The organism is Amycolatopsis nigrescens CSC17Ta-90 (assembly GCF_000384315.1).
Classification (GTDB): Bacteria; Actinomycetota; Actinomycetes; order Mycobacteriales; family Pseudonocardiaceae; genus Amycolatopsis; species Amycolatopsis nigrescens.
The window spans coordinates 5,325,100-5,349,581 of the sequence record NZ_ARVW01000001.1; the positions used below are offsets into that span (position 1 = coordinate 5,325,100).

20 protein-coding genes are annotated in these 24,482 nt (G+C 70.1%); 12 read left to right on the plus strand and 8 right to left on the minus strand.

Going from position 1 to position 24,482, the window contains the following annotated elements:
- Positions 1-2 precede the first annotated feature (2 nt).
- A complete protein-coding gene (locus AMYNI_RS45375; protein ID WP_051116365.1) occupies positions 3-2,351 on the minus strand; it encodes a sensor histidine kinase in 2,349 nt (782 codons plus the stop codon).
- 271 nt (positions 2,352-2,622) lie between these two features.
- On the opposite strand from AMYNI_RS45375, the gene AMYNI_RS0125295 reads away from it, so the two are divergent.
- From AMYNI_RS0125295 to AMYNI_RS0125310, 4 genes are read left to right on the plus strand one after another with little or no spacing between them, the layout of a single operon-like run.
- The gene (locus AMYNI_RS0125295) at positions 2,623-4,416 is read left to right on the plus strand and encodes a non-ribosomal peptide synthetase (protein WP_040407306.1); all 1,794 of its coding nucleotides are present in this window, start codon (positions 2,623-2,625) and stop codon (positions 4,414-4,416) included.
- Entirely contained in the window at positions 4,413-4,601 is a 189-nt protein-coding gene (locus tag AMYNI_RS0125300; protein ID WP_020670865.1) for an MbtH family protein, read from the plus strand. The genes AMYNI_RS0125295 and AMYNI_RS0125300 overlap by 4 nt, the downstream gene beginning before the upstream one ends.
- A 49-nt stretch (positions 4,602-4,650) precedes the next feature.
- Complete coding sequence (locus tag AMYNI_RS0125305) at positions 4,651-5,889, plus strand: acyl-CoA dehydrogenase family protein (RefSeq protein ID WP_020670866.1); 1,239 nt, start codon at positions 4,651-4,653, stop codon at positions 5,887-5,889.
- 11 nt (positions 5,890-5,900) lie between these two features.
- On the plus strand, positions 5,901-6,923 hold the full coding sequence (locus tag AMYNI_RS0125310; RefSeq protein WP_020670867.1) for an alcohol dehydrogenase catalytic domain-containing protein: 1,023 nt from the start codon (positions 5,901-5,903) through the stop codon (positions 6,921-6,923).
- 59 nt (positions 6,924-6,982) lie between these two features.
- On the opposite strand, the gene AMYNI_RS48375 is transcribed toward AMYNI_RS0125310, so the two are convergent.
- Positions 6,983-7,168, minus strand: a complete 186-nt coding sequence (locus tag AMYNI_RS48375) for a DUF397 domain-containing protein (protein WP_084628465.1) — start codon at positions 7,166-7,168, stop codon at positions 6,983-6,985.
- Positions 7,165-8,007, minus strand: coding sequence for a helix-turn-helix domain-containing protein (locus AMYNI_RS0125315; protein ID WP_026360908.1), 843 nt, complete (start codon positions 8,005-8,007; stop codon positions 7,165-7,167). The genes AMYNI_RS48375 and AMYNI_RS0125315 overlap by 4 nt, the downstream gene beginning before the upstream one ends.
- A 136-nt stretch (positions 8,008-8,143) precedes the next feature.
- On the opposite strand from AMYNI_RS0125315, the gene AMYNI_RS49620 reads away from it, so the two are divergent.
- Positions 8,144-8,428 carry a hypothetical protein gene (locus AMYNI_RS49620; RefSeq protein WP_020670869.1) on the plus strand — a complete coding sequence of 95 codons (285 nt, stop codon included), beginning with the start codon at positions 8,144-8,146 and terminating at the stop codon, positions 8,426-8,428.
- Between the two features lie 307 nt (positions 8,429-8,735).
- Positions 8,736-8,990, plus strand: coding sequence for a hypothetical protein (locus AMYNI_RS0125330; protein ID WP_020670871.1), 255 nt, complete (start codon positions 8,736-8,738; stop codon positions 8,988-8,990).
- 142 nt (positions 8,991-9,132) lie between these two features.
- On the opposite strand, the gene AMYNI_RS0125335 is transcribed toward AMYNI_RS0125330, so the two are convergent.
- Positions 9,133-10,491: an FAD-dependent oxidoreductase gene (locus tag AMYNI_RS0125335; protein WP_020670872.1), complete on the minus strand. Its 1,359-nt coding sequence runs from the start codon at positions 10,489-10,491 to the stop codon at positions 9,133-9,135.
- 5 nt (positions 10,492-10,496) lie between these two features.
- Positions 10,497-11,876: an FAD-dependent oxidoreductase gene (locus AMYNI_RS0125340; RefSeq protein ID WP_020670873.1), complete on the minus strand. Its 1,380-nt coding sequence runs from the start codon at positions 11,874-11,876 to the stop codon at positions 10,497-10,499.
- A gap of 185 nt (positions 11,877-12,061) precedes the next feature.
- Here AMYNI_RS0125340 and AMYNI_RS0125345 point away from each other — a divergent pair, with 185 nt between their 5' ends.
- Together AMYNI_RS0125345 and AMYNI_RS0125350 are read left to right on the plus strand one after the other, a co-directional pair.
- Positions 12,062-13,216 (plus strand): epoxide hydrolase family protein, encoded by a 1,155-nt coding sequence (locus tag AMYNI_RS0125345; protein ID WP_020670874.1) that lies wholly within the window; start codon positions 12,062-12,064, stop codon positions 13,214-13,216.
- A 75-nt stretch (positions 13,217-13,291) separates the two neighbouring features.
- The gene (locus tag AMYNI_RS0125350) at positions 13,292-14,674 is read left to right on the plus strand and encodes an FAD-binding oxidoreductase (RefSeq protein WP_020670875.1); all 1,383 of its coding nucleotides are present in this window, start codon (positions 13,292-13,294) and stop codon (positions 14,672-14,674) included.
- A gap of 45 nt (positions 14,675-14,719) precedes the next feature.
- On the opposite strand, the gene AMYNI_RS0125355 is transcribed toward AMYNI_RS0125350, so the two are convergent.
- Together AMYNI_RS0125355 and AMYNI_RS0125360 are read right to left on the minus strand one after the other, a co-directional pair.
- On the minus strand, positions 14,720-16,267 hold the full coding sequence (locus AMYNI_RS0125355; protein ID WP_245573993.1) for an alpha/beta hydrolase: 1,548 nt from the start codon (positions 16,265-16,267) through the stop codon (positions 14,720-14,722).
- A gap of 50 nt (positions 16,268-16,317) precedes the next feature.
- Positions 16,318-17,889 (minus strand): MFS transporter, encoded by a 1,572-nt coding sequence (locus AMYNI_RS0125360; protein ID WP_026360909.1) that lies wholly within the window; start codon positions 17,887-17,889, stop codon positions 16,318-16,320.
- A 222-nt stretch (positions 17,890-18,111) separates the two neighbouring features.
- On the opposite strand from AMYNI_RS0125360, the gene AMYNI_RS0125365 reads away from it, so the two are divergent.
- Together AMYNI_RS0125365 and AMYNI_RS0125370 are read left to right on the plus strand one after the other, a co-directional pair.
- Positions 18,112-18,858: a methyltransferase gene (locus AMYNI_RS0125365; protein ID WP_020670878.1), complete on the plus strand. Its 747-nt coding sequence runs from the start codon at positions 18,112-18,114 to the stop codon at positions 18,856-18,858.
- A 12-nt stretch (positions 18,859-18,870) separates the two neighbouring features.
- Positions 18,871-19,905, plus strand: a complete 1,035-nt coding sequence (locus AMYNI_RS0125370) for an aminoglycoside phosphotransferase family protein (protein WP_020670879.1) — start codon at positions 18,871-18,873, stop codon at positions 19,903-19,905.
- A 42-nt stretch (positions 19,906-19,947) separates the two neighbouring features.
- Here AMYNI_RS0125370 and AMYNI_RS0125375 read toward each other — a convergent pair whose 3' ends face one another.
- Complete coding sequence (locus AMYNI_RS0125375) at positions 19,948-20,823, minus strand: TIGR03560 family F420-dependent LLM class oxidoreductase (RefSeq protein WP_020670880.1); 876 nt, start codon at positions 20,821-20,823, stop codon at positions 19,948-19,950.
- Between the two features lie 218 nt (positions 20,824-21,041).
- Between AMYNI_RS0125375 and AMYNI_RS0125380 the strand changes: the two genes are divergently transcribed.
- A complete protein-coding gene (locus AMYNI_RS0125380) occupies positions 21,042-22,598 on the plus strand; it encodes an FAD-binding protein (RefSeq protein ID WP_020670881.1) in 1,557 nt (518 codons plus the stop codon).
- Between the two features lie 241 nt (positions 22,599-22,839).
- Entirely contained in the window at positions 22,840-24,447 is a 1,608-nt protein-coding gene (locus tag AMYNI_RS45385; protein WP_051116366.1) for an MFS transporter, read from the plus strand.
- The last annotated feature ends 35 nt before the right edge of the window (positions 24,448-24,482 follow it).

Consider the following 24,482-nt stretch of genomic DNA (forward strand, 5'->3'; position numbering starts at 1 on the left):
CGCTAGGCCGCCGGGACGACGGCCCGCAGCCGGAACCGGCCGTCCGGGTCCAGCCCGGCGGTGAGCTCCCCGCCCAGGGTGGCCACCCGGTCGGACAGATTGCGGATCCCGCTGCTACTGGCGTCGCCGGCGATGACCGGCTCGGTGCCGTTCACCGCCACCCCGTCGTTGACGATCTCGAGGAGCACCTTGTCCGCCGCCTGGCGCACGGCGATCTCGCACCGCTCGACCCTGCTGTGCCGCAGCACGTTGGTCACGCCCTCGCGCAGCACCACGGCGAGCACGGTGCCCACCTGGCTGGACAGCTCACCGTGCTGCACCTCGATCCGCACCTGCACGTCGGCCGCGGTGAGCACGGCTTCGGCCGAGCGCGACTCCTTGTCCAGCGAAAGCTCGCGGTAGCCGCTGGCCACCGACCGGACGTCGGTGAGCGCCTGCCTGGTCAGGTCGAGGATCTCGGCCAGCTCGGTGGCGGCCCGGTCCGGGTCGGCGAGCAGCAGGCGGCCGGTGAGGTCGGTCTTCAGCGTGATCGCGGACAGGCTCAGGCCGAGCAGGTCGTGCAGGTCGCGGGCGAAGCGCAGCCGCTCCTCGGCCACCGCCACCTCGGCCAGCCGCCGCCGGGTGGTGTCCAGGTCGGTGGCCACCCTGGTCAGCCAGCTCAGGCCGAACACCAGGAAGCCGGTGTTCACGGTGGCGAGGACGTTGAACGGGACATCGTCCATCCCGGTGGTGAAGCCGGCGTGCACCCAGGCGATGCTGGCGACCACCGCGGCGGACAGGGGCCAGGCGACCGCGGGGCGCAGCACCAGCAGCGCGTTGCAGATGAGCAGCCCGGGGAAGCTCACCCACACCTCCTTCAGCTGCATCATCGGCAGGTAGACCAGGCAAGCCTGGACGAACAGCAGCCCGTATGCCTGCCGGGAGCGCAGCCTCGCGGTGGCGCGGCTGAAGTAGGACAGTTGCAGCACCAGCAGCGCGGCCAGGTAACCGGTGGTGAGCGCGACCTGCCAGAAGTTCGTGGTCAGGTACAGCACGTGGACGACGGCGGCCACGCACATGCCCGCGACCACCGCGGCGAGCAGGATCGCCGCCTCCCCGCCGCCGAGCCGCGGTGACTCCCGCTCGAGATGCGCTGTGCGGGCGGGTCCGTGCCGTGCTTCGTGCAGGGGGAGGACGGCGTGCAGCCGGAACCGTCCGCCGGGTTCGGGGCCGGCGGCGACCGTCCCGCCCAGCGCGGTCACCTTCGCGGTCAGGTCGGCCAGTCCGGTCCCGCGGGTGGGGGCCGGTTCGTCGAGGGCGTTCTGCACCCCGTCGTTGACGATGTCGAGGGAGACCGTGCCACCGGCCTCGACCACCGCGATCTCGCAGTGCCGGACCTCGCTGTGCTGGAGCACGTTCGTCACGCCCTCGCGCAGCACGGCCGCCAGCACGGTGCGGATCTGCACGGGGATGTCCCGCTGGCCGAGTTCGAGCCGGAGGTCGACCTCGGACTCCTCGAGCAGCGCCTGTGCGGCCTGGAACTCCTGCTCCAGGGAAAGCTCCCGATAACCGCTGGCGACCGCGCGCACGTCGGACAGGGCGCGGCGGGCGGTGGCGGTGATCTCGTCCAGTTCCCGCCGGGCCCGTTCGGGGGCGCTCCGCACCAGCCGCTGGGCCAGTTCACCCCGGAGCGCGATCGCGGACAGGCTCAGGCCGAGCAGGTCGTGCAGGTCGCGGGCGAAGCGCAGCCGCTCCTCGGCGACCGCGCCCCTTGCCAGCTCGTCGCGGGCCGCGTGCAGCATGGTCACCTGCTGGGCCAGCCGGGTCAGCAGGAACACGCTCACCCCGGAGATCGCGGTGGAGAGCGTGTTGTAGAGGATGTCGAGCAGCCCGGTGGCCAGCAGCACCTGGATCCAGGCCGTACTCGCGACGATCGCGGCGAATGCGGTCCAGCCGGCCCCGCGGCGGAGCACCAGCAGCACACTGCCCGCCGGGAACCCGAGCAGATAGACCCACGGCTGGCCGAAGGTGATCATGGGCAGGTACACCACGGCGATCTGGAGCACGAGCATCGCGCGGCTCTTCGCCGAATGCAGGTCGGTCGCCGGGCTGCCGAAGTAGCGGAGCTGGATCGCCAGCAGCGCACCGGCGGAGAGCACCGCGAGTGCGATTCGCGCCGGCGCGGGCCCCGGCGCCAGTACCAGCAGCAGGCTGAGCACGATATTGGCGCTGAACTGCACCGTGACGATTCCCCCGGCAAGGCGCCATGCCTGCCGCGGGCGCCGGTCGTCCCCCGCCGCCCCCGGCAGCTCCGCGGTGCGGGAGGGCGGGAAACCCCCGGACGGGGGAACAGAAGCGACCGACCGAGTCATCAACCGCCCCCCATGTCGCGTGCTGTCGGGCCGAGCCCGCTCGTCGAACATCGGCTTGTGACGCCCCCCGGCGCCCGTAATATAGCTCACACCCGCTCGGGGAGCGAAAATCCTGTCGTACCAACGGAGTTCGGGTACGCGCGGGCCGTAGCAGCGGCGCGCGGGAGAGCACTTCAGAGGAAGCGCGCGGATGTGCCCGGCGCAGATGATGGGTCCTTGCCGCCCGCTGGGCGAAATCGGCACTCCGAACGCGACCGAAGGAGCGGGTTTGATGGTGCACACCTCCATACCGGAGTGTTTCGCCGCTCAGGTGGCGCGGACACCGGACGCGGTCGCGGTTTCCAGCGGCGCGCTCCAGCTGACCTACCGGGAACTGGACGAGCGGGCCGGGCGGCTGGCGCAGCGGCTCCGCGATCTCGGCACACTGCCCGAGGAGCCCGTCGCGATCGACATGGACCGTTCCGCCGTACTGGTGGTGGCCATTCTGGCGGTGCTCAAGGCAGGGGCCAGCTATCTGCCGTTGCACAGCGCGTATCCGATCGAGCGCAGTCAGCGGATCGTGGACGGCGCCGGCTGCCGGGTACTGCTGGCCGACGAGGTCACCCGGCGGCGGGGCCTGCCGCGGGGCTGCACAGTGGTGCTTGCCGACGACGAGCTGGAGTACGCGTCGCGGCCGGAGCCCGGTGTTACGGCACCGGCCGGGCCGAACCGGATCGCCTACCTGATGCACACCTCGGGTTCGACGGGACAACCGAAGGGCGTCGCGGTCACCCATCGCGGGGTGCTCGGGCTGGCGCTGGACTCGTGCTGGGACGGCGGCCGTCACGAACGGGTGCTGATGGTGGCCCCGTACGCGTTCGGCGTGTCCACTTACGAGCTCTGGGTGCCCCTGCTGCGCGGCGGCCGGATCGTCATCCCGGCGCCGGGACCGCTGGACGTGCGCGGCCTGCGGCGGGAGATCACCGAGGGTCAGATCACCGGCCTGCACCTGACCGCTGGGCTCTTCCGGGTGATCGCCGACGAGGCGCCGGACTGCCTCGACGGGGTGCGCGAGGTGCTCACCGGAGGCGACGTGATCGCCCCGAAGGCGGTGCAGCGGGTCCTCGAAGCCTGCCCGGACCTGGTGGTTCGCGCCATGTACGGCGGCACCGAGGTCTCCTCGTTCGCCACCAGCTCCCCGATGACGGCGCCCTACCGGGCCAGTACCAGCGTGCCGGTCGGGCGCGCACTGGACGACGTCGAACTGCACATCCTCGACGCGGCGCTGCGGCCGGTCGGCCGTGGCGAGGTCGGGGAGCTCTACATCGGCGGCGAGCGACTGGCGCTGGGCTACGCTGGCCGCGCCGGGCTCACCGCGGAACGCTTCGTCGCGGACCCGTTCGCGGGTGGCGGGCGACGGCTGTACCGCACCGGGGACCTGATGCGGTGGACCCCGGACGGGCTACTCGAGTTCGTCGGCAGGGCCAGTGACCAGGTCAAGATCCGCGGGTTCCGGGTGGAGCTCGGCGAGGTCGAGGCGGTGCTGGCCGGGCACGCCGGTGTCGCGCACGTCGCGGTCGTGGCCAAGGCGCCGGAACCCGGCGAGCAGCGGCTGGTCGCCTACGTGGTGCCGGGCCACGGCGAGTTCGACACCACCGCCTTGCTGGCGCACGCCGCGGCCAGCCTGCCCGAGTACATGCTGCCGTCCACCGTGGTGGTGCTGACCGAGCTGCCGCTGACCTCCAACGGAAAGCTGGACCGTGCGGCACTGCCGGAGCCGGTCTTCGCCACCGCGGGCGGCTACCGCGCGCCGGAGACGCCCCGACAGGAGGCGTTGTGCGCCTTGTTCACCGAAGTGCTCGGTGTTGCGCGCGTGGGTGTCGACGACAGCTTCTTCGACCTGGACGGCCAGTCGCTGCTGGCGATGCGGCTGGTCAGCCGCATCGGCGCGCTGCTCGACGTCGAGCTCTCCATCGCCGACGTGTTCAACGCGCCGACGGTGTCCGATCTGGACAAGCTGATCGAGGACATGGCTCCGGCCGACGAGTCGCTTGTGGACAGTGCGACGAAAGGACGGAACGGATGACGAACCCCTTTGACGACCAGGACGGCGGCTACCTGACGCTGGTCAACGCCGCGGGCCAGCATTCGCTGTGGCCGGGGGAGGTCGCTGTGGCGGACGGCTGGACGGTCGCGTACGGGCCGGCCACGCGCGAGGCGTGCCTGGAATACGCGGAGGCGCACTGGACCGATCTGCGGCCGGCAGGTTAGCCGTACCGACCACTGGCACATCCGCTCGAGACAAAGGACCGACGCTCCGATGACTGCTGCCGCCCGTGTCGAAGAACAGGGCTTCCCCCTTCCGCCCGAACCGGGCCTGACGCCGGCCGAGATCATCGCGCGGGCGGAGGCGATCGCGCTGACCCTGGTGCCACGCCAGGCCGAGACCGAAGAGCGCACCTACTACGCGCTGGACACGCACGAGCGGTTCACCAGGGCCGGTTTCTACCGGATACTGGTGCCCCGGCGCTACGGCGGTTACGAGTTCGGGGTGGAGACCTTCGCCAGGGTCGCGATGGCACTGGCCCGCGGCTGCCCGTCCACCGGGTGGATGTACCAGTTCGGCGCGGCGCACGCGCTCGCCGTGGCCACCCTGTTCGGTGCGCGGGCGCAGGACGAGCTGTTCGCCGGCGGGGATTTCATCTGCCCGGCCACGGTGGCCCCGAGCGGCACCGCCGAGCCCGACGGCGATGGTGGCTGGCTGGTCAACGGGACCTGGGCGTACTGCTCGGGAGCGCCGTATGCGACGCATTTCCTCGGCCACACCCTGGTCGCCAGCGAAGAAGGGGCACCGCCGGAGCCGATGTTGTTCATCGCGCCACGGGAACTGTGGCGGCTCGGCAGCGACTGGGGCGGCCAGTTGGGGCTGAAGGGCAGTGGCTCGCACAGCATCACTCTGGACAACGCCCGCATTCCCGGTGATTTCGCCCTCGACATGCATCTGAGCCGGCACAGCGTCACCGGTGGAACCCCGGGCCGGACGTTGCACCGGAGCCCGGAATACGGCGGCGGCCCGCTGAGCTTCATGTTGCTGGAGCTGGGTTTCCTGGCGGTCGGCATGGCGAAGGGCGCGCTCGACGCGTACGAGGAGCTGATGCGCTCGCGAAACACGCTGTTCCCGCCGATCGTGTCCAGAGTGGACGATCCGGACTACCAGTTCCGGTACGGCGAGGCGACCGGCATGATCGCCGCCGCCGAGGCCGCGATCATGAACGCGCTGCGGCAGTGGAGCGACCTGTGCGCACTCGAGCCGGCGGCGTTCACCCGGCAGGAGGAGCTGCGGCTCGCCCTGATCAGCCGCGAGGCGGTCCGGCTGAGCTGGCGCGCGGTGGAGGGTCAGCTGTTCCCCACCGCCGGTTCCAGCTCGGTGCGCCACGGCGAGCGGGTGGAACGGGTGTGGCGCGACATGTCCATGATGCACAGCCACGCCGGGCTCGGGGTGTTCCTGACGAACTTGGCGAACAGGGAGCTGGCCAGAGCCCGCTTCGACGCCGCGTGAAAGGTGTTGTGATGAAGGCAGCCGTGATACCCGAGGTCAACGGCCGGTGGGAGTTGCTCGACGTGCCGATGCCGCAACCCGGGCCGGGGGAGGTGCTGATCAAGGTGGCCGCCTGCGGCATGTGCGTGAACGACGTGATGGCCACCCGCGGGCAGATCCCGTTCCCGGCGATCACCCCGGCGATCACCGGGCACGAACCGGTGGGCGAGGTGGTCGAACTCGGTCGCGGTGTCACCAGCCGCGCGGTGGGCGACCGGGTGGGCGCCACCTGGGTGCGGGCCACCTGCGGGCGTTGCGACTACTGCCGGCTCGGCCTGCCGGTGACCGGGCAGTCGGTGTTCAACTGCGTCGCGCCGGTCACCACCGGGTTCAGCGTGCAGGGCGGCCACGCGGAGTACTTGGTGGCCGGCGCCGACGAGACCGTGCTGATCCCGGACGGGCTGTCCGCTGAACTGGCGGCTCCGGTGCTGTGCGCCGGCTACACCAGTTGGAGCGCGCTGTGCCAGGCCGAGCCGGGGCCGGGCGAACGGGTCGCGGTGCTCGGGGTCGGTGGGCTGGGGCACCTGGCCCTGCAGTTCTCGCACACCTGCGGGTACGAGACCGTCGCGATGACCAACTCGGCCGAGAAGCACGAGCTGGCCGGAAAACTCGGCGCGGACTTCGTTGTGGGCAGTGGCGCGGAGCTCCGGGAGGCCGGCGGCGCCGACGTGATCCTGGTGACCGCCCCGTCCTACAGCGCGGCCACCGAGGCGATGCAGGGCCTGCGCGTCGGCGGCAGGCTGGTGCTGGCCGGTATCGACCCCGACGAGTCCTTCGTCATCCCTCCCGCCGTCGTCTATCCGTTCTTCGCGCAGGGCAACCGGATTCTGGGCGCGACGCACAACGGCCTGCCGTATCTCCGCGAAGCCCTGCGCCTGGTGGCGGAGGGCAGGGTCACCCCGATGGTCGAGGTTTTCGAGATGGCGGAAGTGGCCGACGCGGTGGACCGGGTCGGCAAGGGCGACGTCCGTTTCCGCGCCGTCGTCAAATACTGACCAGCAGCTAAAGCGAACCCCCGGCGACTAGTCCTTTCGCCGGGGGTTCGTTCCAGTCGTCAGCGGGCCGCGCACTCCAGGAACGCACGCCACGCGCCCGGAGTGATCGCGAGGTGCCCCGCCTGCCGGTTCTTGGTGTCGCGGACACCGACCGCATCAGAGCCGATAGCCACCTCTACGCAATTCTCTTTGTCTCCCGAGTACGTTGACTTGCGCCAATTGGTGCGCAGGTCATGTGCCGTCATTGTGTCCTCTCCATCTGGTCGATCACCTCGGCGATGAGCTTCAAGGAATTCTCGGGGCTCATCGCCTTTTCAGTGCGCAGTGTCGTTGCGACCCTGCCGAACTCCGCCACGTCGTCGTCCTCGTAGATGAAGGCGCTGGAGCTTTGATGCTCGGCATAGACGATGGGCGGAGACTTCGCGAACTCGTAGAAGACGAACCCACCGATCAGACCGCGATGCCATCCGGCGCCGGTGGGCACTACCCGTAGTTCGATATTCGGCTGCGCCTTCAGGGTCTTGACCAGGTAGCGCAACTGCTCAAGATGTATTTCGGTGCCTCCGACGAGCGTATGCAGCGCGCTTTCGCCGATGAGTGCGACCATCTCGGTTGGGTCGGCCGTGGCCAGGATGTCTCGGCGTGCGTTGCGCAGCATGACCGCGTGCTCGTCGTTGCCGATGATCGCCCGCGCGTATACCGACGCCTGGAGCAGGCCCGGCATCATGAACGGGGACCACTCAGTTATGCGCTGGGCAGTGCGCTCGCACTCCAGTACGCCACCCAGCGCGGGCGAGATACCGGGAATTCCACCGGCCAACCAGTTCGCATCCGGATCAGTGGCGTTCCTGCCAAGATCGAGGATACGGTCCCTATCCTCGCCCGTTACACCAATGGCTTGCAGGTAGGCGCCGATGTCCTCCAGCTTCGGAACTCGCTTACCGGTTTCCCAGTACGAGATGGTCGAGTGGCCGATGCCCATCTTCTTGCCCACTTCGCGGACGCCAAGGCCCGCCGCTTCGCGCGCCTGACGCATCGCCGAAGCGAGCGCTCGGACGCGCGGAGTCCCAGTGGTCGCCACCATGCACCACATCCTATCTAGGCCGTCACGGAGTGTTCCCCCGTATGGTGCATTGTTAGGTGGTCGCGGACCAGTCATAGTGGTCGCAGACCACTTGAAGTGACGCACCACTCTAACCAGCTGCCAGCGGGAGGCGGACATGTGGCTACCGATCGCATGGGTTGCGGCGATGCTGGCGGTGTTCGCTGCGTCGCTGTTCACGCACCGCATCATCGACCGGCCCGGACCCGTCTCCCGCTACCTGCGGTACCGGCTCCACATACGCCAGGTGCGCAGATCCTTTACTGCCGATCAGGACAGCAGCATGGCCAGCGCCCGGGGTCGGCACGCCGCTATCCCGCCCGAACGGCACGGCCTGCGTTGGCGGACCGTCATGGACGCCGAGCACGGCTTCGAGCACTACGAGAAGGTGGAGTGGCCGTGACTGTGGCGCTAGTCCGGCTGAAGCGGGGCGTGGTCGGCGAAACCAGGCGGTGCGTGCACCTCGGAAAGACCTACGACGCCGCAGCGCGCACGGTAACGACGTGGTGCGGTCAGGCGCTCAAGGTCGAGCAGTTGGAACTCCTGAATGGCCCCCAGGGGTCGGTGTGTGAGGCGTGCCTGCGCCATTCACCCGGCAACGGCGCCTCCCCTGAGCCCCTGATCGCCGTAACTCTCCCCCAGGGCGGCGGTCAGGTGTACACCCCGGCGGGTTCGGATGCCCCCGAATCCGGGCCCGCCGGGGGCCAAGCATGACCCGGGTGCACGTGGTCATGCCACGCGCGGACCGCGGGTCGGGTGCGGGCATGTTCCATTTCACGGACACCGAGCCCGATAGCGACGCGCCGGTTCGTGGACGCTGCGGGCGGGAGTTCGAACGGTGCGGCCTCGACTGGATGTCCGATGCGTTCCGCGCGCCCCGGCGGCTCACCTGCCCAGGCTGCCTGGTGGAGATGCCGTTCACCGCGCCGGTCGAAAGTCTCCGGTTCGACCCGCCGTCCAGATAGCCGTTGGCCTGACCCGCAACCATCATCATGATCACGGATCGCGAACTCAGCTGTTCGGGAATCTGTTCAGGCCAAAGAGAAAGGGGACTTCACCGCGGGGTGAAGGCGGTGAAGTCCCCCTGGTCCCGACCCGGCGGCCCCGTCAAGCCGCCGGCCGGGACCGGTCCGGTGCCGGCCGGCGGACGGCGTGCCGGAACACCCGTGCCATCATGGCCGGCCGCATCAGCGCCGTCGGCGGGTCCATCAGCCCGGCCACCCGCATGAAACCCGCGGTGACACTGGCGTCCTTGGTGGCGGCGTACTGCAGCCGCGCCAGATAGGCGTTGCCGGCCCGCACCTTCAGCGTGCGCTTTCCCTCCACCCCGGGGAAGTCGAGGTCGCCGCCGGCGGAGATCTCCCACGGGATGTCGACCACGCGGGCCATGTCCCGCAGGAACGCGCCCGGCTCCGGGACGGTGCCCCGCCGCAGGTGCTCCCGCAGCTTCAACGCCTCGATCGACGCGACGCTCATGCCCTGGCCGTAGACCGGGTTGAAGCTGCACAGCGCGTCCCCGAGCACGAGCAGCCGGGCGGGAAAGCGGTCCAGCCGCTCGTAGCGGCGGCGCACGCTCGCCGGGAACTTGAACGACACGGCGTCGTCGAGCGGTTCGGCGTCGCGCACGCCCCGGTACACGTCCGGGACCGGCAGCGACCGGGCGAACTCGAGGAAGCCGGCCTGGTCGGTCGGCGGGTGGTCGCCGAGGATGCCGGTCAGCGAAAGGATGGCAACGTCCTTGCCGACCTGGCCGAAGAACGCCCCGCGCGGATGCGCCGGGGAGGCGACCGGGTTGATCGACTGGACGCCGTCGAACATCTCCGGCGTGGACCGGAAGAGCCGGGTCGTGTAGGCGAGGCCGACCTTCACCCGCTCCTCTTCCGGCCGGCCGTAGCCGAACTCCTCCAGCCACGCCGGGGTGCGCGAGCCGCGCCCGGTCGCGTCGACGACCAGATCCGCCGCCAGCAGCTCCTCGGCGGAACCCGTCGCCCGCCGCCGCACCCGCACGCCGACGATCCGGCCGTTGTCCGCGGTGGCGGTGAGGCCGAGGATGTCGCACTCTTCGAGGAAGTCCACATTCGCCAGCTCGGCCACCCGCGCGCGGATGTGGTTCTCCAGCACCGGCCGCGGCGCGGTCACCGAAACCAGCCCGGTGCGGGCGGGCTTGAGCTTGCGGCCGTTGAAGAACCAGCGCATCTCGGCCAGGTCGCCGGTCGGCACCCCGGTGGCGCGAAGCTCGTCGGTGAAACCGGGGAACAGCTCTTCGAGGTTCAGCTGGCCGCGGGCGTGCAGACCGTGCGCGTGCCGGGTGTGCGGGGTGCCGCGCCTGGCCTCGGCGACCCCGAGCACCTTGTCGCGGTCCACCACCAGCACGCGGCCGTAGTGCTCGGCCAGCACCCGCGCCGCGAGGATCCCGGCGATGCTCCCGCCGAGCACCACGGCGCGGCGTCCGATGTCTCTGGTCATCGGGGCTACCTCCTGGCAGAAAGGTCGGGGGACGGTGTGCCGGAGGTGGACTCCAGTGGACGGCGGGCGTTGCGCAGCACGCGGACCAGCATCCCGGGGCGCATCAGCGCCTGCGGCGGCTCGACGAGCCCGGCCACCCGCATGAAGGTCCTGGTGATGCTGCCGTCGCGGGTGGCGGCGGCCTGAAGCTTGGCCATGTACCCGTTCATCGCGCGCACCTTCAGCGGCCGTGCGCCCTGGATGTCGGGGAAGCTCAGGTCGCCGCCGGCCGAAATGCCCCACGGCACCTCGATCACGTCGGAGATGTCCTTGAGGAATTCCAGCGGCCGCGGCGGGACTCCGCGGCGCAGGTGCTCGCGCAGCGTCAGCGATTCCAAAGCCGCCACGGTCATGCCCTGGCCGTACACGGGGTTGAAGCTGCACGCCGCGTCCCCGAGCACGAGCAGCCGCTCGGGAAAGCGTTCCAGCCGCTCGTAATGGCGCCGGAAACTCGCCGGGTAGCGGAACGACACCGGGTCGTCCAGTGGTTCGGCGTCCCGCACGGCGCGGTAGATCTCCGGCACCGGCAGGGAACGGCACCATTCGAGGAAACCGTCCGGGTCGGTCGGCGCGCTGTCGCCGAGAACGCCGGTGAGCGACAGTGCGGTGAAGCCGTCTTCGATGCGGGTGAAGAAGGCGCCTCGCGGGTGCGACGGGGTGGACACCGGGTTGATCGACACGTCCCGGCCGAACACCTCGTCCGCGGGCAGCCGGTAGCGGCGGGTGGTGTAGCTCAGGTCGATCTTCACCCGGTCTTCGGTCGGCCGGGCGTAGCCCAGCTCGGCCAGCCAGCCGGGGGTCCGCGAGCCGCGGCCGGTGGCGTCCACCACCAGATCGGCCTCGATGGTCTCTTCGGCGCCGGTGGCATGCCGCCACACCCGCACCCCGGTCACCCTGGTTCGGTCCAGGGTGCTCGTCAGGCCGGCGATGTCGCATTCTTCGGCGAAGGACACGTTCGCCAGCGCGGCCACCCGGGTGCGCACCTGACGTTCCAGCCGGGGCCTGGTCGCGGCCACGCAGGTCAGCCCGGAGGGCGCGGACGCGAGGCGGCGGCCGTTGAAGTACCAGCGCACGGTGTCGGACAGGTCCGAAAGCGGCACCCCGTCCGCGACCATCTCGCCGGTGAACCCGGGGAACAGCTCCTCGATGATCTGCTGGCCACGCGCCAGCAGGCCGTGCACGTGCCGCCCCTGCGGTACGCCGCGCCTGGCCGAGGTGACGCCGAGCAGCCGGTCGCGGTCGACCACCAGCACCTGCGCGTATGCCTCGGAGAGCACCCGCGCCGCGAGCAGCCCGGCCATGCTGCCGCCGAGCACCACTGCTCGGTCTCCGATGAGCTTTCCCATGGGCGTTACCTCCTGAAGGCGGGTGCCCGACGAGCGTCCCACTCGCGCTCCGGCGGTCACGTCTTCTCGTTTGCGCGCAAGGCTTTCCCGCGCGGGGGCGGCGCAAGGGCGGAGACGCGGCGTGCTCGCGGGACGCCGCACAATCCGTTTCGAACGCGCCGTTCCGCCGACCGACGAGGTGCCCGATGCAGCCCTTCCGAATCGAGATCCCCGAAGCCGACCTGGTGGATCTGCGCCGACGGCTCGCCGACACGCGGTGGCCGGTGGACCCGCCGGGGGAGCCGTGGCGGCGCGGCGTGCCGACGAGCTACCTCCAGGAGCTCGTCGAGTACTGGCGCACCACCTTCGACTGGCGCGCGGCCGAGGCGGAGCTCAACCGGTATCCCCAGTTCGTCACCGAGATCGACGGGACGAACGTGCACTTCCTGCACGTCCGCTCACCCGAGCCGGACGCCACCCCGCTGCTGCTCACGCACGGCTGGCCGGGTTCGGTGGCCGAGTTCCTCGACGTGATCGGGCCGCTGAGCGATCCGCGGGCGCACGGCGGGGATCCGGCGGACGCCTTCCACCTGGTCATCCCCAGCCTGCCAGGGTTCGGGTTCTCCGGCGCGGTGCCGGACACCGGCTGGACCGCGCTGCGGGTCGCCGGTGCGTGGGCGGAGCTGATGCGCCGCCTCGGCTACGACCGGTACCTGGCACAGGGCGGTGACATCGGCTCCGGCGTCTCGATCGACCTCGGCCGGATCGACCAGGAGCACGTGGCCGGGGTGCACGTCAACATGCTGATGACCTTTCCCAGCGGTGACCCCGGCGAGCTGACCGGGCTGACCGGCTCCGAGCAGGACCGGCTGGCCAGGATGGCGCGTTTCGACAGCGAGCTCTCCGGCTACATGAAACTGCAGGCCACCCGCCCGCAAACGCTTTCGTTCGGCCTCACCGACTCGCCGGTGGGGCAGCTCGCCTGGATAGCCGAGAAGTTCCGCGACTGGACCGGTGCGGCCAAGGTGCCCGAGGACGCGGTGGACCGCGACCGGATGCTCACCATCGTGACCATCTACTGGCTGACCCGTACCGCGGGCAGTTCCGCGGCGATCTACTTCGAGGACGCGGGCAAGCTCGACGACATCACCAGCGGGGTGCGGCCGGCGCCCAGCACCGTGCCGCTCGGGGTCGCGGTGTTCCCGGACGACATCTTCCTGCCGCTGCGGCGGCTCGCCGAGCGGGACCACGGCAACATCGTGCACTGGTCCGAACTCGACCGCGGCGGTCACTTCCCCGCGCTGGAACAGCCGGAGCAGCTCGTCGCCGACATCAGGGCGTTCGCCGCCGGTCTCGGCTGAAACTGCGCAACCACAAGGAAGAAGACGCCCGACTCCCGGTGTCACGATCGACTCCTGCCTACGGGAGGGGAGTTCATGACCACGATCGACGAGCCGGGCACGAGCATCGCGCTGCCCGCCGAACCCGCTTACCAGGACGCGACCCGGGTGTTCAACCTGGCCGCACCGGCCCGGCCGGCGGCGGCGCTGACCGCGCGCACCGTCGAGGAGATCCGGGCCGCGCTGCGGTATGCGGAGAGCGAAGGGTTGCCGGTGCGGGTGCACACCACCGGGCACGCGTCGGCCGCGGTCCGGCCCATCCTGGACTCGCTGCTGATCCGGACCAGGCTGACGGGCGGGGTCGAGATCGACGCCGCCCGGCGGGTGGCGCGGATCCCGGCGGGCACTTGCTGGGGCGCGGTGGTCGAGGCCGCCTGCGAGCACGGCCTGACCGCGGCGCACGGTTCGTCGGCGACGGTCGGCGTGGTCGGCTATCTGCTGGGCGGCGGAATGAGCTTCTACGGCCGCAAGCGCGGCCTGGCAGCGAACAGCGTCCGCGCCATCGAGCTGGTCACCGCGGACGGTGAACCGCGCCGGGTGGACGCGTCGGCCGACCCGGAGCTGTTCTGGGCGCTGCGCGGCGGTGGCGGGGGCTTCGGTGTCGTCACCGCGGTCGAGCTCGGCCTGTTCCCCGCCGCCGAGGTGATCACCGGTGCGGCCTACTGGCCCGCCGCGCACGCCGGGCGCCTGCTGTCGGTCTGGCGTCGGTGGACCCTGGACGCGCCGTGGGACGTGACCACCTCGATGCGGATGATGAACCTGCCGCGGGCGCCGAACGTGCCGCCCGAGCTGGCGGCCGGCCCGACGTTGTGCGTGGACGGCGCGGTGCTCTGCGAGGACGGCGACCTGGCCGGCGCGAGCAGCCACGCGGAGGATCTGCTCGGGCCGCTGCGCGCGGTGGCCGAGCCGGTGCTCGACACCTGGCAGACGACAACGGCTTCGGCCGTGCTGCACGCGCATATGGACCCTGACCAGCCGATGCCCGTCATCGGCGACCACCTGCTGCTCGGCGAGCTCGGTGCCGATGGTGCCGCCGAGTTCCTGCGCGTGCTCGGCGAGGGCTCCGGCTCCCCGCTGATCGCGGCCGGGCTGCGCCAGCTCGGCGGCGCGTACTCGGTGCCGCCCCCGGACGCCGGCGCGCTCGGTCATTTCGAGGCCCGCTATTCCTACGCGGGTTCCGGGGTGCCGATGGGCGGGGTCACCGCCGAGGAGCTCAGGGCCCACTGCGAGAAGGTGCGGGAGGCGCTCGGACCGTGGGACACCGGCCGGACCGCGCCCTCGTTCGTGGAACATTTCGGGCAGCCACAAGGACATCTCACCGAGGAGCAGGTGCTGGCCGTGGACCGCGTCCGCGCGCGGGTGGATCCGGGCGGGCTCTTCCGCGGGGACATCGCCCCCAACGCGACCGCACTCGGCTGATCGGCCTGTCACCGCCGGCGGTGGGCCGGCGGTGACAGGGCCGCTTCATTCACGCAGCTCCGGGATATTCCGCTGGTGCCGCGAAAGGGGCTCGGACGACGCTCCGTTCGCCGCGCAGAACCGGTCGGTCCGCGGCCGCTGCCCGTCCACCAGGAAGCCGGTGGTGAGGTCGTCGACGCAGGCGTTGCCGTCGGCGAGATAGGCGAGGTGGCCGCCGGCGTCCACGGCCACCAGCCTGGCCCGCTGCCCCAGCGCCCGGCGCATCTCGGCCGCGCCGATCAGCGGGGTCCCCGGGTCACGCAGGTTGGACAGCAGCAGGACGTTGGACGGGCCGTGGTCGGTGATCCGCACCGGCGCTTCCACCGGTTCGACCGGCCAGAACGCGCACGGCCAGAGGTTGGCCCCGGATGCGCCGAACAGGGGATACCGCACGCGGTCCCGCTCGACGTCGCGCTGGTAGGTCGGCACGTCCCGGGACCAGCGGGAACTGTTGCACGCCAAGTGGATCAGGCCGGAGAAGTCCGCCGGGCCCGGCGCGTTGATCTCCCCGGGCGGCTGGTGGCCGCCGAGGGTCAGGTCGATCGCCCGCCAGGTGTCGGCGAGCGGCGCGAAGGTGCTGTCGGAGAACAGGAAGGCGAAGTTCGTGTAGCGGAAGGCCGGGCCGTCCATCTCGCCGATCGGCGTCCGGTCCAGCCGGTCGGCCAGTTCGGAGAACTTCGCCCGCACTTCCCGCGCGGTGCCGCCGAGGTGGTAGGTGCCGTTCCTGGCCGCGGCCCACTCCGCGAAATCGGGGAACCGCTCCTCGACCCCGCGCCCGAGCCTGCTCGACCAGGTGTGGTCCATCCCGCCCGGCCCCACCACGCTGTCCAGCACGAACCGGTCGGTCCGCTGCGGGAAGAGGGTGGCGTACACCGCACCGACGTAGGTGCCGAACGAATACCCGAAGTAGGAGATCCGCTGTTCGCCAAGCGCCGCCCTGATCCGGTCCATATCGCGCGCCACGTTCGCGACCGACATGTGCGGCAGCCGTCGCGCCGAGGCCGAGCTCGCGCACTGCGCGGTGATCTCGCGCAGCTCGGCGGCCCGCCGGAGGACGTCGGCCGGACCGGCGGCATAGCCCGAAGGCGGGATGTTCAGGTCCTGATCACCGTGCAGGTCGCAGGTCACCGGGGTACTGGCGCCGATGCCGCGCGGGTCGAAACTGATCAGGTCGTAACTTTCCCGCACGCTGCCGGGCAGCCCATGGGAAACCAGCCGGAGCGGGAAGGACAGCTCCGAGCCGCTCTGGCCGCCGGGGTTGAGCAGCAGCACTCCGCGTCGTGCGTCCGGCCGGGGGCTCGGCAGCTTCGACAGCCCGATCTCGATCTTCGGCCCGCGCGGGTTCGCGTAGTCCAGCGGTACTTCGAGCTTCGCGCAGACCAGCTCCGGCGAAGGCTCCGCGCACGGCCCCCACACCGGCCCGTTCCCGGTGGCCGCGGCGGACCCGGTGGCCGCGGCGGTCAGGCCCGCGGCCATCGTGACGGCCGCCACCAGCAGCCTGCCGTACCTCGGCCTAGGTTTCGGTCTATCGGCGCGTGAAGGCATCCGTTTCATACCCCGCACTCCTTTGTCTACTCAGGACAGTGTCTACTCAGGACAGATGGTCAGCGCACCAGCGCGACCGGCTCGGTCTGGTCGGTGTTCTTCGCGGAGTTCTCGCGGCCGGTCCTTGGCACGTGCCGCAGCGTGAACATCGTCAGTACGGCCGCGGCGAGGGTGATCGCCGCACTGATCGCCGCGGTGCCCTGCAGACTCGCCGTGGTCGCCTGGAAGGCGCTGTGCAGCAGGTCCGCGGACTCGCCCGCGGGCAGTTCACCGGCGACGGCCATCGCACCGGCGACGCTCTCCCCGGCACTGGCCGCCGCGTCGGCCGGCACGCCTTGGCCGACCTCGACCTGGCTCTGGTAGACGGCGGTGCCCACCACCCCGAGCAGGGCGACCCCCATCGCCAGGCCGAACTCGCCGGCGGTCTCGTTGACCGAAGCCGCCGATCCGGCCCGCTCCGGCGGCGCGGACTGCATGATCAGCGCGGCGCCGAGTCCCGCGATCGGGCCGACCCCGATCGAGACCAGCAGCGTGCCGGTCACCAGCAGCGACAGGTCGCCGGTGCCGTCGAGTTGGGTGAGCGTCAGATAACCGGCCAGTTGGAGCACGAAGCCGGCGGCGATCGCGTGCGCCGGCCTGACCCGCCGGACGAGCAGCGGGGTCAGCTGGATGACGACCACGGTGGTCAGCGTCGCGGGTAGCAGCAACAGCGCGGTGCTCACCGCGGACAACCCGGCGACGGTCTGCAGGTACAGGTAGACGAAGAGCTGGGTTCCGGCGACGAAGCCGATCAGCGTGGTCAGTACCAGGGTCGAGCTGAACGTGCGGCTGCGGAACAGCCGCAGGTCCAGCAGCGGGCCGGCCAGCCGGCGCTGGCGCCGCACGAACAGCACGCCGCTGAGCACCCCCAGCAGGATCGCGAGGATCTGCGTTGCCGCGATGCCTTCGCGGGAGAGCTGCTTGAGGCCGTAGACGATCGGCAGGATCGCCACCAGCGAAAGCGCCACACTGGGCAGGTCGAGCCGTCCGGGGCTGCTGATGCGGTGCTCGGGCAGCAACTTCGGCCCGAAGATCAGCAGCAGCACCATGATCGGCACACCGAGCAAGAACACCGAAGACCAGCCGAACGACTCCAGCAGCGCCCCGCCGACCACCGGACCGAGCGCGCTGCCGCCGGTGAAGCAGCCCATCCAGACCGCGACCGCCATCGTGTGCTGCCGGCGACCGGGGAACATGGTCCTGATCAGCGCCATGGTCGATGGCATCAGGGTGGAGCCGGCGATTCCGACCAGTGTCCTGGCCGCGATCAGCATCTCCGGGCTGGTGGCACTGGCCGCCAGCACCGAGGCGACGGCGAAGGCGGCCGCGCCGATGAGCAGCAGCCGTTTCCGGCCGATCCGGTCGCCGAGATGTCCCATCGTGACCAGCAGCCCGGCGATCATGAAGTCGTGGATGTCGGAGATCCACAGCTGCTCCACCGCGTTCGCGCCCAGATCCGCGCTCAGATGGGGCAGTGCCAGATACAGCACGCTCCTGTCCAGTGCCACCAGAATGGTGGGCAGCGCGAGGACCGCGAGCCCGATCATCGCACGCCGACCGGCTCGCACATTGGTTCCAACCGTTGTGTCCATTGACTGTGCTCTTCTCGACGATCGACAGGGACAGGGTCTGCGCGGACCTTTTCACACGAAAGAGTGAGATAGCCTCCTCTCCTTTGCGGGCCATCGGCTCCGGCCCCGGCGTTCGCGGACCGCCGGCGATACCGCAATCTGGAAGTTGGTCGCGCGCCGGGACCCGGTCCAGAGTGGACCGAATACTGCCCGGTCCCGGGCCGCACTGGCGGAGGTGTACTGGTGAACGAACTTGGTTACGCGGTGGGTCGAGCCGCGCTCCAACGGCTGAGCGAGGTCCAGGACTCCACGTTCTCGGTGCTGGACCTGGAGTGGGACCAGCTGGCCGGTGTCTTCGGCGGAGACGACGATTCGCACCAGGCGACCGCGTACTTCACCGCCCTGCTGCCCTTCGAAGAGGCGGACAGCTTCCTGGAGATGGGTTGCGGCAGCGGGGTGACCGCCGTGGTGGCCGCGCTGAAGGGCTGCCCCGCGGTGACGGCATTGGACATCAACCCCGCCGCGGCGGAGAACACCAGGCTGAACGCCAAGCGGCACGGGGTGGAAGACCGGGTGCGCGCGCTGACCAGCGACCTTTTCGCCGCGCTGGACGAGGACGAGACCTTCGACCTGATCTACTGGTGCTCCTCGTTCATCGAAGCGCCGGCGGACCGTCCGGCGGAATCCTTCTTCGAGCTCTCCATCTTCGATCCCGGCTATTCCGCGCACCGCGAGTTCCTGCGCACCGCGCCGACGCATCTGACCGAAAACGGTATGATCCTGCTCGGGTTCAGCAATTTCGCCGGAAACGCGGAGCTGGTGGAGAAGTTCGCGCGCGACGCGGGTCTGCGGGCACGCGTCCGCAGCCAGCAGACCTATTCCTTCCCCGCCTCGGTGCTGGGCACCGATCCCGTTTTCGCCGCGCACGCCGACGCGGACGGTATGTTGCACAGTGACTTCACCCTGCTCGAGTTCCGTCGGAAAAACTGAAGAGGCGACCGCATGCACACCCGTTACGGCCTGAAGCTCTGGTCTTCCGAGGACTGGCGCGAGCAGGCGGTGTCCTGGCTGGACGAGCGGCTGTCGGCCGCCGGGATCCGGCGGACCGGCGAGGTCACCCAGCCGCATCTGCAGCCGTGGGGCACGGTGCTCAAGGCGCCGACCACGCGGGGTCCCTTCTGGCTCAAAGCACCCGGCCCCGAGACCGCCTTCGAGATCGAGCTCTACCAGCTCTTCCTCCGGGTGGCACCGGACTGGGTGCTCACTCCCGTCGCGGCCGACCAGGAACGGGGATGGCTGGTGCTGCCCGACGGCGGAGCCGTGCTCGGCGACCGCATCGACGAGATCGACCTGACTGCCGAGCTGGCCGAGATCCTGCCCGAGTACGGGCGCCTGCAACGGGATCTGAGCCCGCACGTGGACGACCTGGTGTCCTTCGGAGTGACCGACATGCGCGCGGCCGCCATGCCGAAGCGGTTCGAAGAAGCGCTCGACGCGGTCGGTCAATATCTCAGCCAGTACGGCGACCCGGCGGGCTGGGAGGTCCATCGGCGGGCCACCGAGCTGCGCGGCACCTTCGGTTCCTGGTGCGAACGGCTGGCGGGGGCGGTGGTGCCGGCCAGTATCGACCACAACGACCTGCACCCGTGGAACATCTTCGTGCCCGGCGCTTCCGGGACCCCGGACGCCGGCAAGGCGAAGTTCTACGACTGGGGAGACAGCGTCGTCGCGCACCCGTTCGCCAGCATGCTGGTCGCGCTGGGGTTCGTCGGCCAGTACTTCGGACTCGGCGCCGACGATCCCGGGGTGCTGCGGGCCAGGGACGCGTACCTGGAGGTTTTCACCGACCTGGCGCCGCACACCGAGCTGGTCGAAGAACTGGAGCTGGCCTGCCGGGTCGCCAAGGTGGCCAGGGTGCTGACCTGGGACCGCTCGCTCCAGGCACAGGGGTACGAGGAAGCCGGCGGGTTCGCCACCGCGCCACTGCAATGCCTGGCGGCGCTGCTCGCCGATTCCTGGTTCGAAGTCGGCATGTGACCCTGTCCTCCGGGCCAGCGGGAGGCCCGGAGGACGCATCGGTCAGGCCAGCGCGGGCACGATCTTGTTGCCGACGATCTCCGCCTGTGCCACCGGGTCGGGGCCGAAGATGATGCCGATCGCGGTGTGCACGCCGAGCCCGGTGAACCCGCGCAGCGTCTCGGCCAGCTCGTCCGCGCGTTCGCCGTCGGGGCCGAGGTCGAACGGCATGATGATGGTCTTCTCGATGGCGTCGTAGTCGCGGCCTTCGGTCGCGCAGTGCCCGCGCAGGATTTCCAGCTTGTCGGCCAGGTCCGGGGACGGGTAGAGGTTGCACGCGTCGGCGTAGCGGGCCACCAGGCGCAGGGTGCGCCGCTCACCGCCGCCCGCCACCATGATCGGCGGGTGCGGCCGGGTCAGGCTCTGCGGCACCAGAAGGGGCCGTTCGAGCTGGTAGTACCGGCCGGTGAAGGGCCGTTCAGCGCCCGGTTCGCTCTCCCACAACCGCAGGCAGACCTGAAGGGTCTCGTCCAGCCGGTCGAACCGCTCGGCGACCCCGGGGAACCCGATGCCCATCCCGCTCGCCTCGTCCGCGTCCCAGCCCGCGCCGACGCCCAGCATGGCGCGCCCGCCGGAAAGGATGTCCAGGTTCGTCACGGCCTTGGCGAGCAGTGCGGGCTCGCGGAAGTGGACGCCGGCGACGATGGGCGCGAGCCGGCACCGCCGGGTGTTCGCCGCCATCAGGGTCAGCGTGGTGAAGCACTCCAGCCACGGCTGCTCCGGGCCGCCCGCGTGCGGGCCCTGCCAGAGGTGGTCACCGACTCCGAGCAGGTCCACTCCGGACTCGTCGGCCGTGCGGGCGAACCGCGCGATCGTGTCCGCCATCTGTGCTGGTCCGCCCGCCCAGGCGAACTCTCCGAATTCCAAGCCAACCTTCACGCGGTGCCTCCTGGGTTCTGTGGCGCGGAAAAGCGCGATACGGCTTTCATGGTGGCACCGCGGGGACCCGCCGGTTTCTCGCTGCGTGCGGTGTAGCCGCCGGCCACGGTGGCCAGAGCATTCCGGGAGATGCCGCGCGGAGCCGGGAGGTCCGAGGATGCGAGCGAGACGGGCCCACGTGTGCCGAATTCCGCCGCAAACCTCAGGAGGGAACCGAAGTGACCGATACCGAGGATCGGGTGGTGGTGCCCGCGAGCACCAACGGGCACCATGAGGCCGCCGGGTTCGGACCGGCCGCCATCGTCGCCGGCGACCCGCGTTACGACAGCATGGTGCGCGGCACCAACCACCGTTTCGTTGCCAGTCCGGACTTCGTGTGCGTGGTGACCAGCACCGAGCAGGTGCTCGAGGTGGTTGGCGCGGCCGTGGCCGATGGCAGACGGATCACCGTGCGCAGTGGTGGGCACGGTTTCGAGGACTTCGCCACCGCGGACAGCGGGGTGCTGCTGGACATGTCGGAGATGACGAAGGTCTACTTCGACCAGCAGCGGCTGGCTTTCGCGATTGAGCCGGGCGCCACCCTCGGCCATGTGTACCGGACCCTCTTCAAGGGCTGGAACGTGACCATCCCAGCCGGTGAAGGCGTGGAGGTCGGTGTCGGCGGGCACTTCGCCGGCGGCGGTTTCGGGCCCTTGTCGCGGCGCCTCGGCGCGGTCGTGGACTACGTGTACGCCGTCGAGGTCGTGGTGGTCGGCGAGGACGGCACCGCGCGGGTAGTGGTCGCCACCCGCGAACCTGACGACCCGAACCGGGATCTCTGGTGGGCGCACACCGGTGGCGGCGGTGGCAACTTCGGCATCGCGACCCGCTACTGGGTGCGTTCACCGGGGGCGAGTTCGACCGACCCCGCCGAACTGCTGCCCAAGGCGCCGGCCCAGTGGCGCAGCGCGGTTGTCGGCTGGTCGTGGGATTCGATCACCGAAGCGGGCTTCAAGCGGATGATGCGCAACGTCGGTGCCTGGTTCGAGCGCAACAGCGACCCCGGTTCCCCGCACGCGAACCACTCCGCGTTCTTCTACGCGTCGCACCGCTCCGGCGGGATCCTGTCGATCGGCGCGATGATCGACGAGGACATCGAAGGCGCCGGCGAACTGCTGGAGGAGTACTTCACCGCGATCGGCGCGGGAGTGGGCGCCGAGCCGGTCTTCCGGCACGAGACGGTCCGGCCGTGGCTGTACTTCGCGGCCTACCCCGGTCACGGTGACCAGGGCACCCCCGACAACCGGCGGATCAAGATCAAGGCCGCCTATCTGCGCAAGGGTTACACGGAAAGCCAGATCGACACGATCTGGCGGCATCTGGGCAGCGACGGCACCAACGGCGCCGGGCTGATCCTGATCGCCTACGGCGGCGCGGTGAACACCGTCGCGCCGGAGGAGACCGCGACCGCGCAGCGCGACTCCATTCTCAAGGCGGCCTTCATTTCCTGGTGGGCCGACGAGGCGGAGGACGAGACCATCATCGGCCAGCTGCAGGCGCTCTACCGCGACGTGTACGCCGAGACCGGCGGGGTGCCGGTGCCCAACGAGTACAACGACGGTTCGTACATCAACTACCCCGACGCGGACCTGGCCGATCCGGCGCTGAACACCTCCGGCGTGCCGTGGAGCACCTTGTACTACAAGGACAACTACCCCAGGTTGCAGCGGATCAAGAAGCGCTACGACCCGAACAACGTGTTCCGGCACCGGTTGTCCATCGAGCTTCCTGACTGACAGTGAGAGTTCGTGTACACGCACCGCATTTTGGAAGTTGGCCCGCGTCCGGGGGCGGCACAACAATTGTTGGGTACCGTCCGGCCCGCCGTGCCGGACTTCCTGTCCGGAAGGTGCACCGATGAGAGACCTCATTCCCCGCCAGAACTGATACCGGGCCGCTGGGAGAACAGCGGCTCATGTCCGCATTTCCCGGATAAGCGGTGTCGAAGGGCACCCGATCGCAGAAAGAGCTCATGTGATGGACACAATCGCTCAAACCGCTCCACGAGCAGGTCGACGGGAGTTTATCGGGCTGGCCGTGCTGTGTCTGCCCACGATTCTGGTGGCTCTGGATATGAGTGTGCTGTACCTGGCGCTGCCGCATTTGGGTGGTGACCTCGGCGCGAGCAGCATCCAGCAGCTGTGGATCACCGACGTCTACGGGTTCATGCTGGCCGGCCTGCTGGTCACGATGGGCACCCTCGGCGATCGGATCGGCCGGAAACGGTTGCTGCTCATCGGCGGTACCTGTTTCGCGATCGCTTCGGTGCTGACGGCCTACTCCACCAGCCCGGAGATGCTGATCGCCACCAGGGCCCTGCTGGGCATCGCCGGGTCCAGCATCATGCCGTCCACCATGGCGCTGATCAGCGTGATGTTCCAGGACCGCAAGCAGAACGCGATGGCCATCGGCGTGTGGATGGGCTGCTTCATGGGCGGTACCGCGCTCGGCCCGGTGGTCGGCGGGGTGCTGCTGGAGTTCTTCTGGTGGGGTTCGGTGTTCCTGCTCGGCGTGCCGGTGATGGCGCTGCTGCTGATCTTCGGGCCGAAGGTCCTGCCGGAGTTCCGGAACCCGAAGGCCGGCCGGCTCGACCTGCCCAGCGTGGCGCTGTCGATGCTGGGGATCCTGCCGCTCGTGTTCGGACTCAAGCAGCTGTCCCGTGACGGTGTGGGCGCGTTGCCGATCATCGGCATCGTGGTGGGCCTTGCCTCCGGCTACCTGTTCTTCCGGCGGCAGCGAAGGTTGACCAGCCCGCTGCTGGATCTGACCATGTTCCGCAACCGGACGTTCAGCACCGCGCTGTTCATGACACTGGTGGCCGGTCTCACCGGCTCCAACCAGCTGTTCGTGTCCTTCTACATGCAGTCGGCGCAGGAGTTGTCCCCGGTGGCGACCGCGCTGTGGATGCTGCCCTCCACCATCGTGATGGTGATCGTCATCCAGCTGGCGACGGTCCTCATCCGGTATGTCCGGCCGGCGTACGTGATCGGCGGCGGCCTGGTGGTCGCGGCGATCGGGTACCTGATGCTGACCCAGCTCACCGCGGCGGGCAACCTGGTGCTGCTGGTCGCCGGCCTGGTGGTGGCCTACCTCGGGATCGGCCCGATGGCGGGCTTGTGCGCCACCCTTGGCATGCAGTCCGCGCCGCAGGAGAAGGCGGGTTCGGCGGCGGCGCTGACCTCGACCTCCGGTGAGTTCGGCATCGCGATGGGCATCGCCACGGTGGGCATCGCGGGCACCGCGCTCTACCGCGGCCAGGTCGAGATCGGCTCCAACGTTCCGCCCGAAGCGGCCGAAGCCGCCAAGGAGAGCATCGCGGGTGCGATGGCGGTGGCCGACCAGCTGCCCCCGCAGGAGTCCAGCAACCTGCTGGACAGCGCGTTCCAGGCGGTCACCACGAGCCTGCACGGCAGCGCGGCCATCTGTGCCGGTCTCGCACTGGTCGCCGCGGTGATCGTGATGATCGGGCTGCGGCACACGCCGAAAAGTGGCGGGGACGCGCCGCCGGCCGAACAGGTCGCCGACCCCGCCGACACCACTGACAGCACCGACAGCACCGACAGCACAGCCGTAAAGACCCATTGAGGTCTGGCACGGATACCGCCGAGTCGTCACCGGGT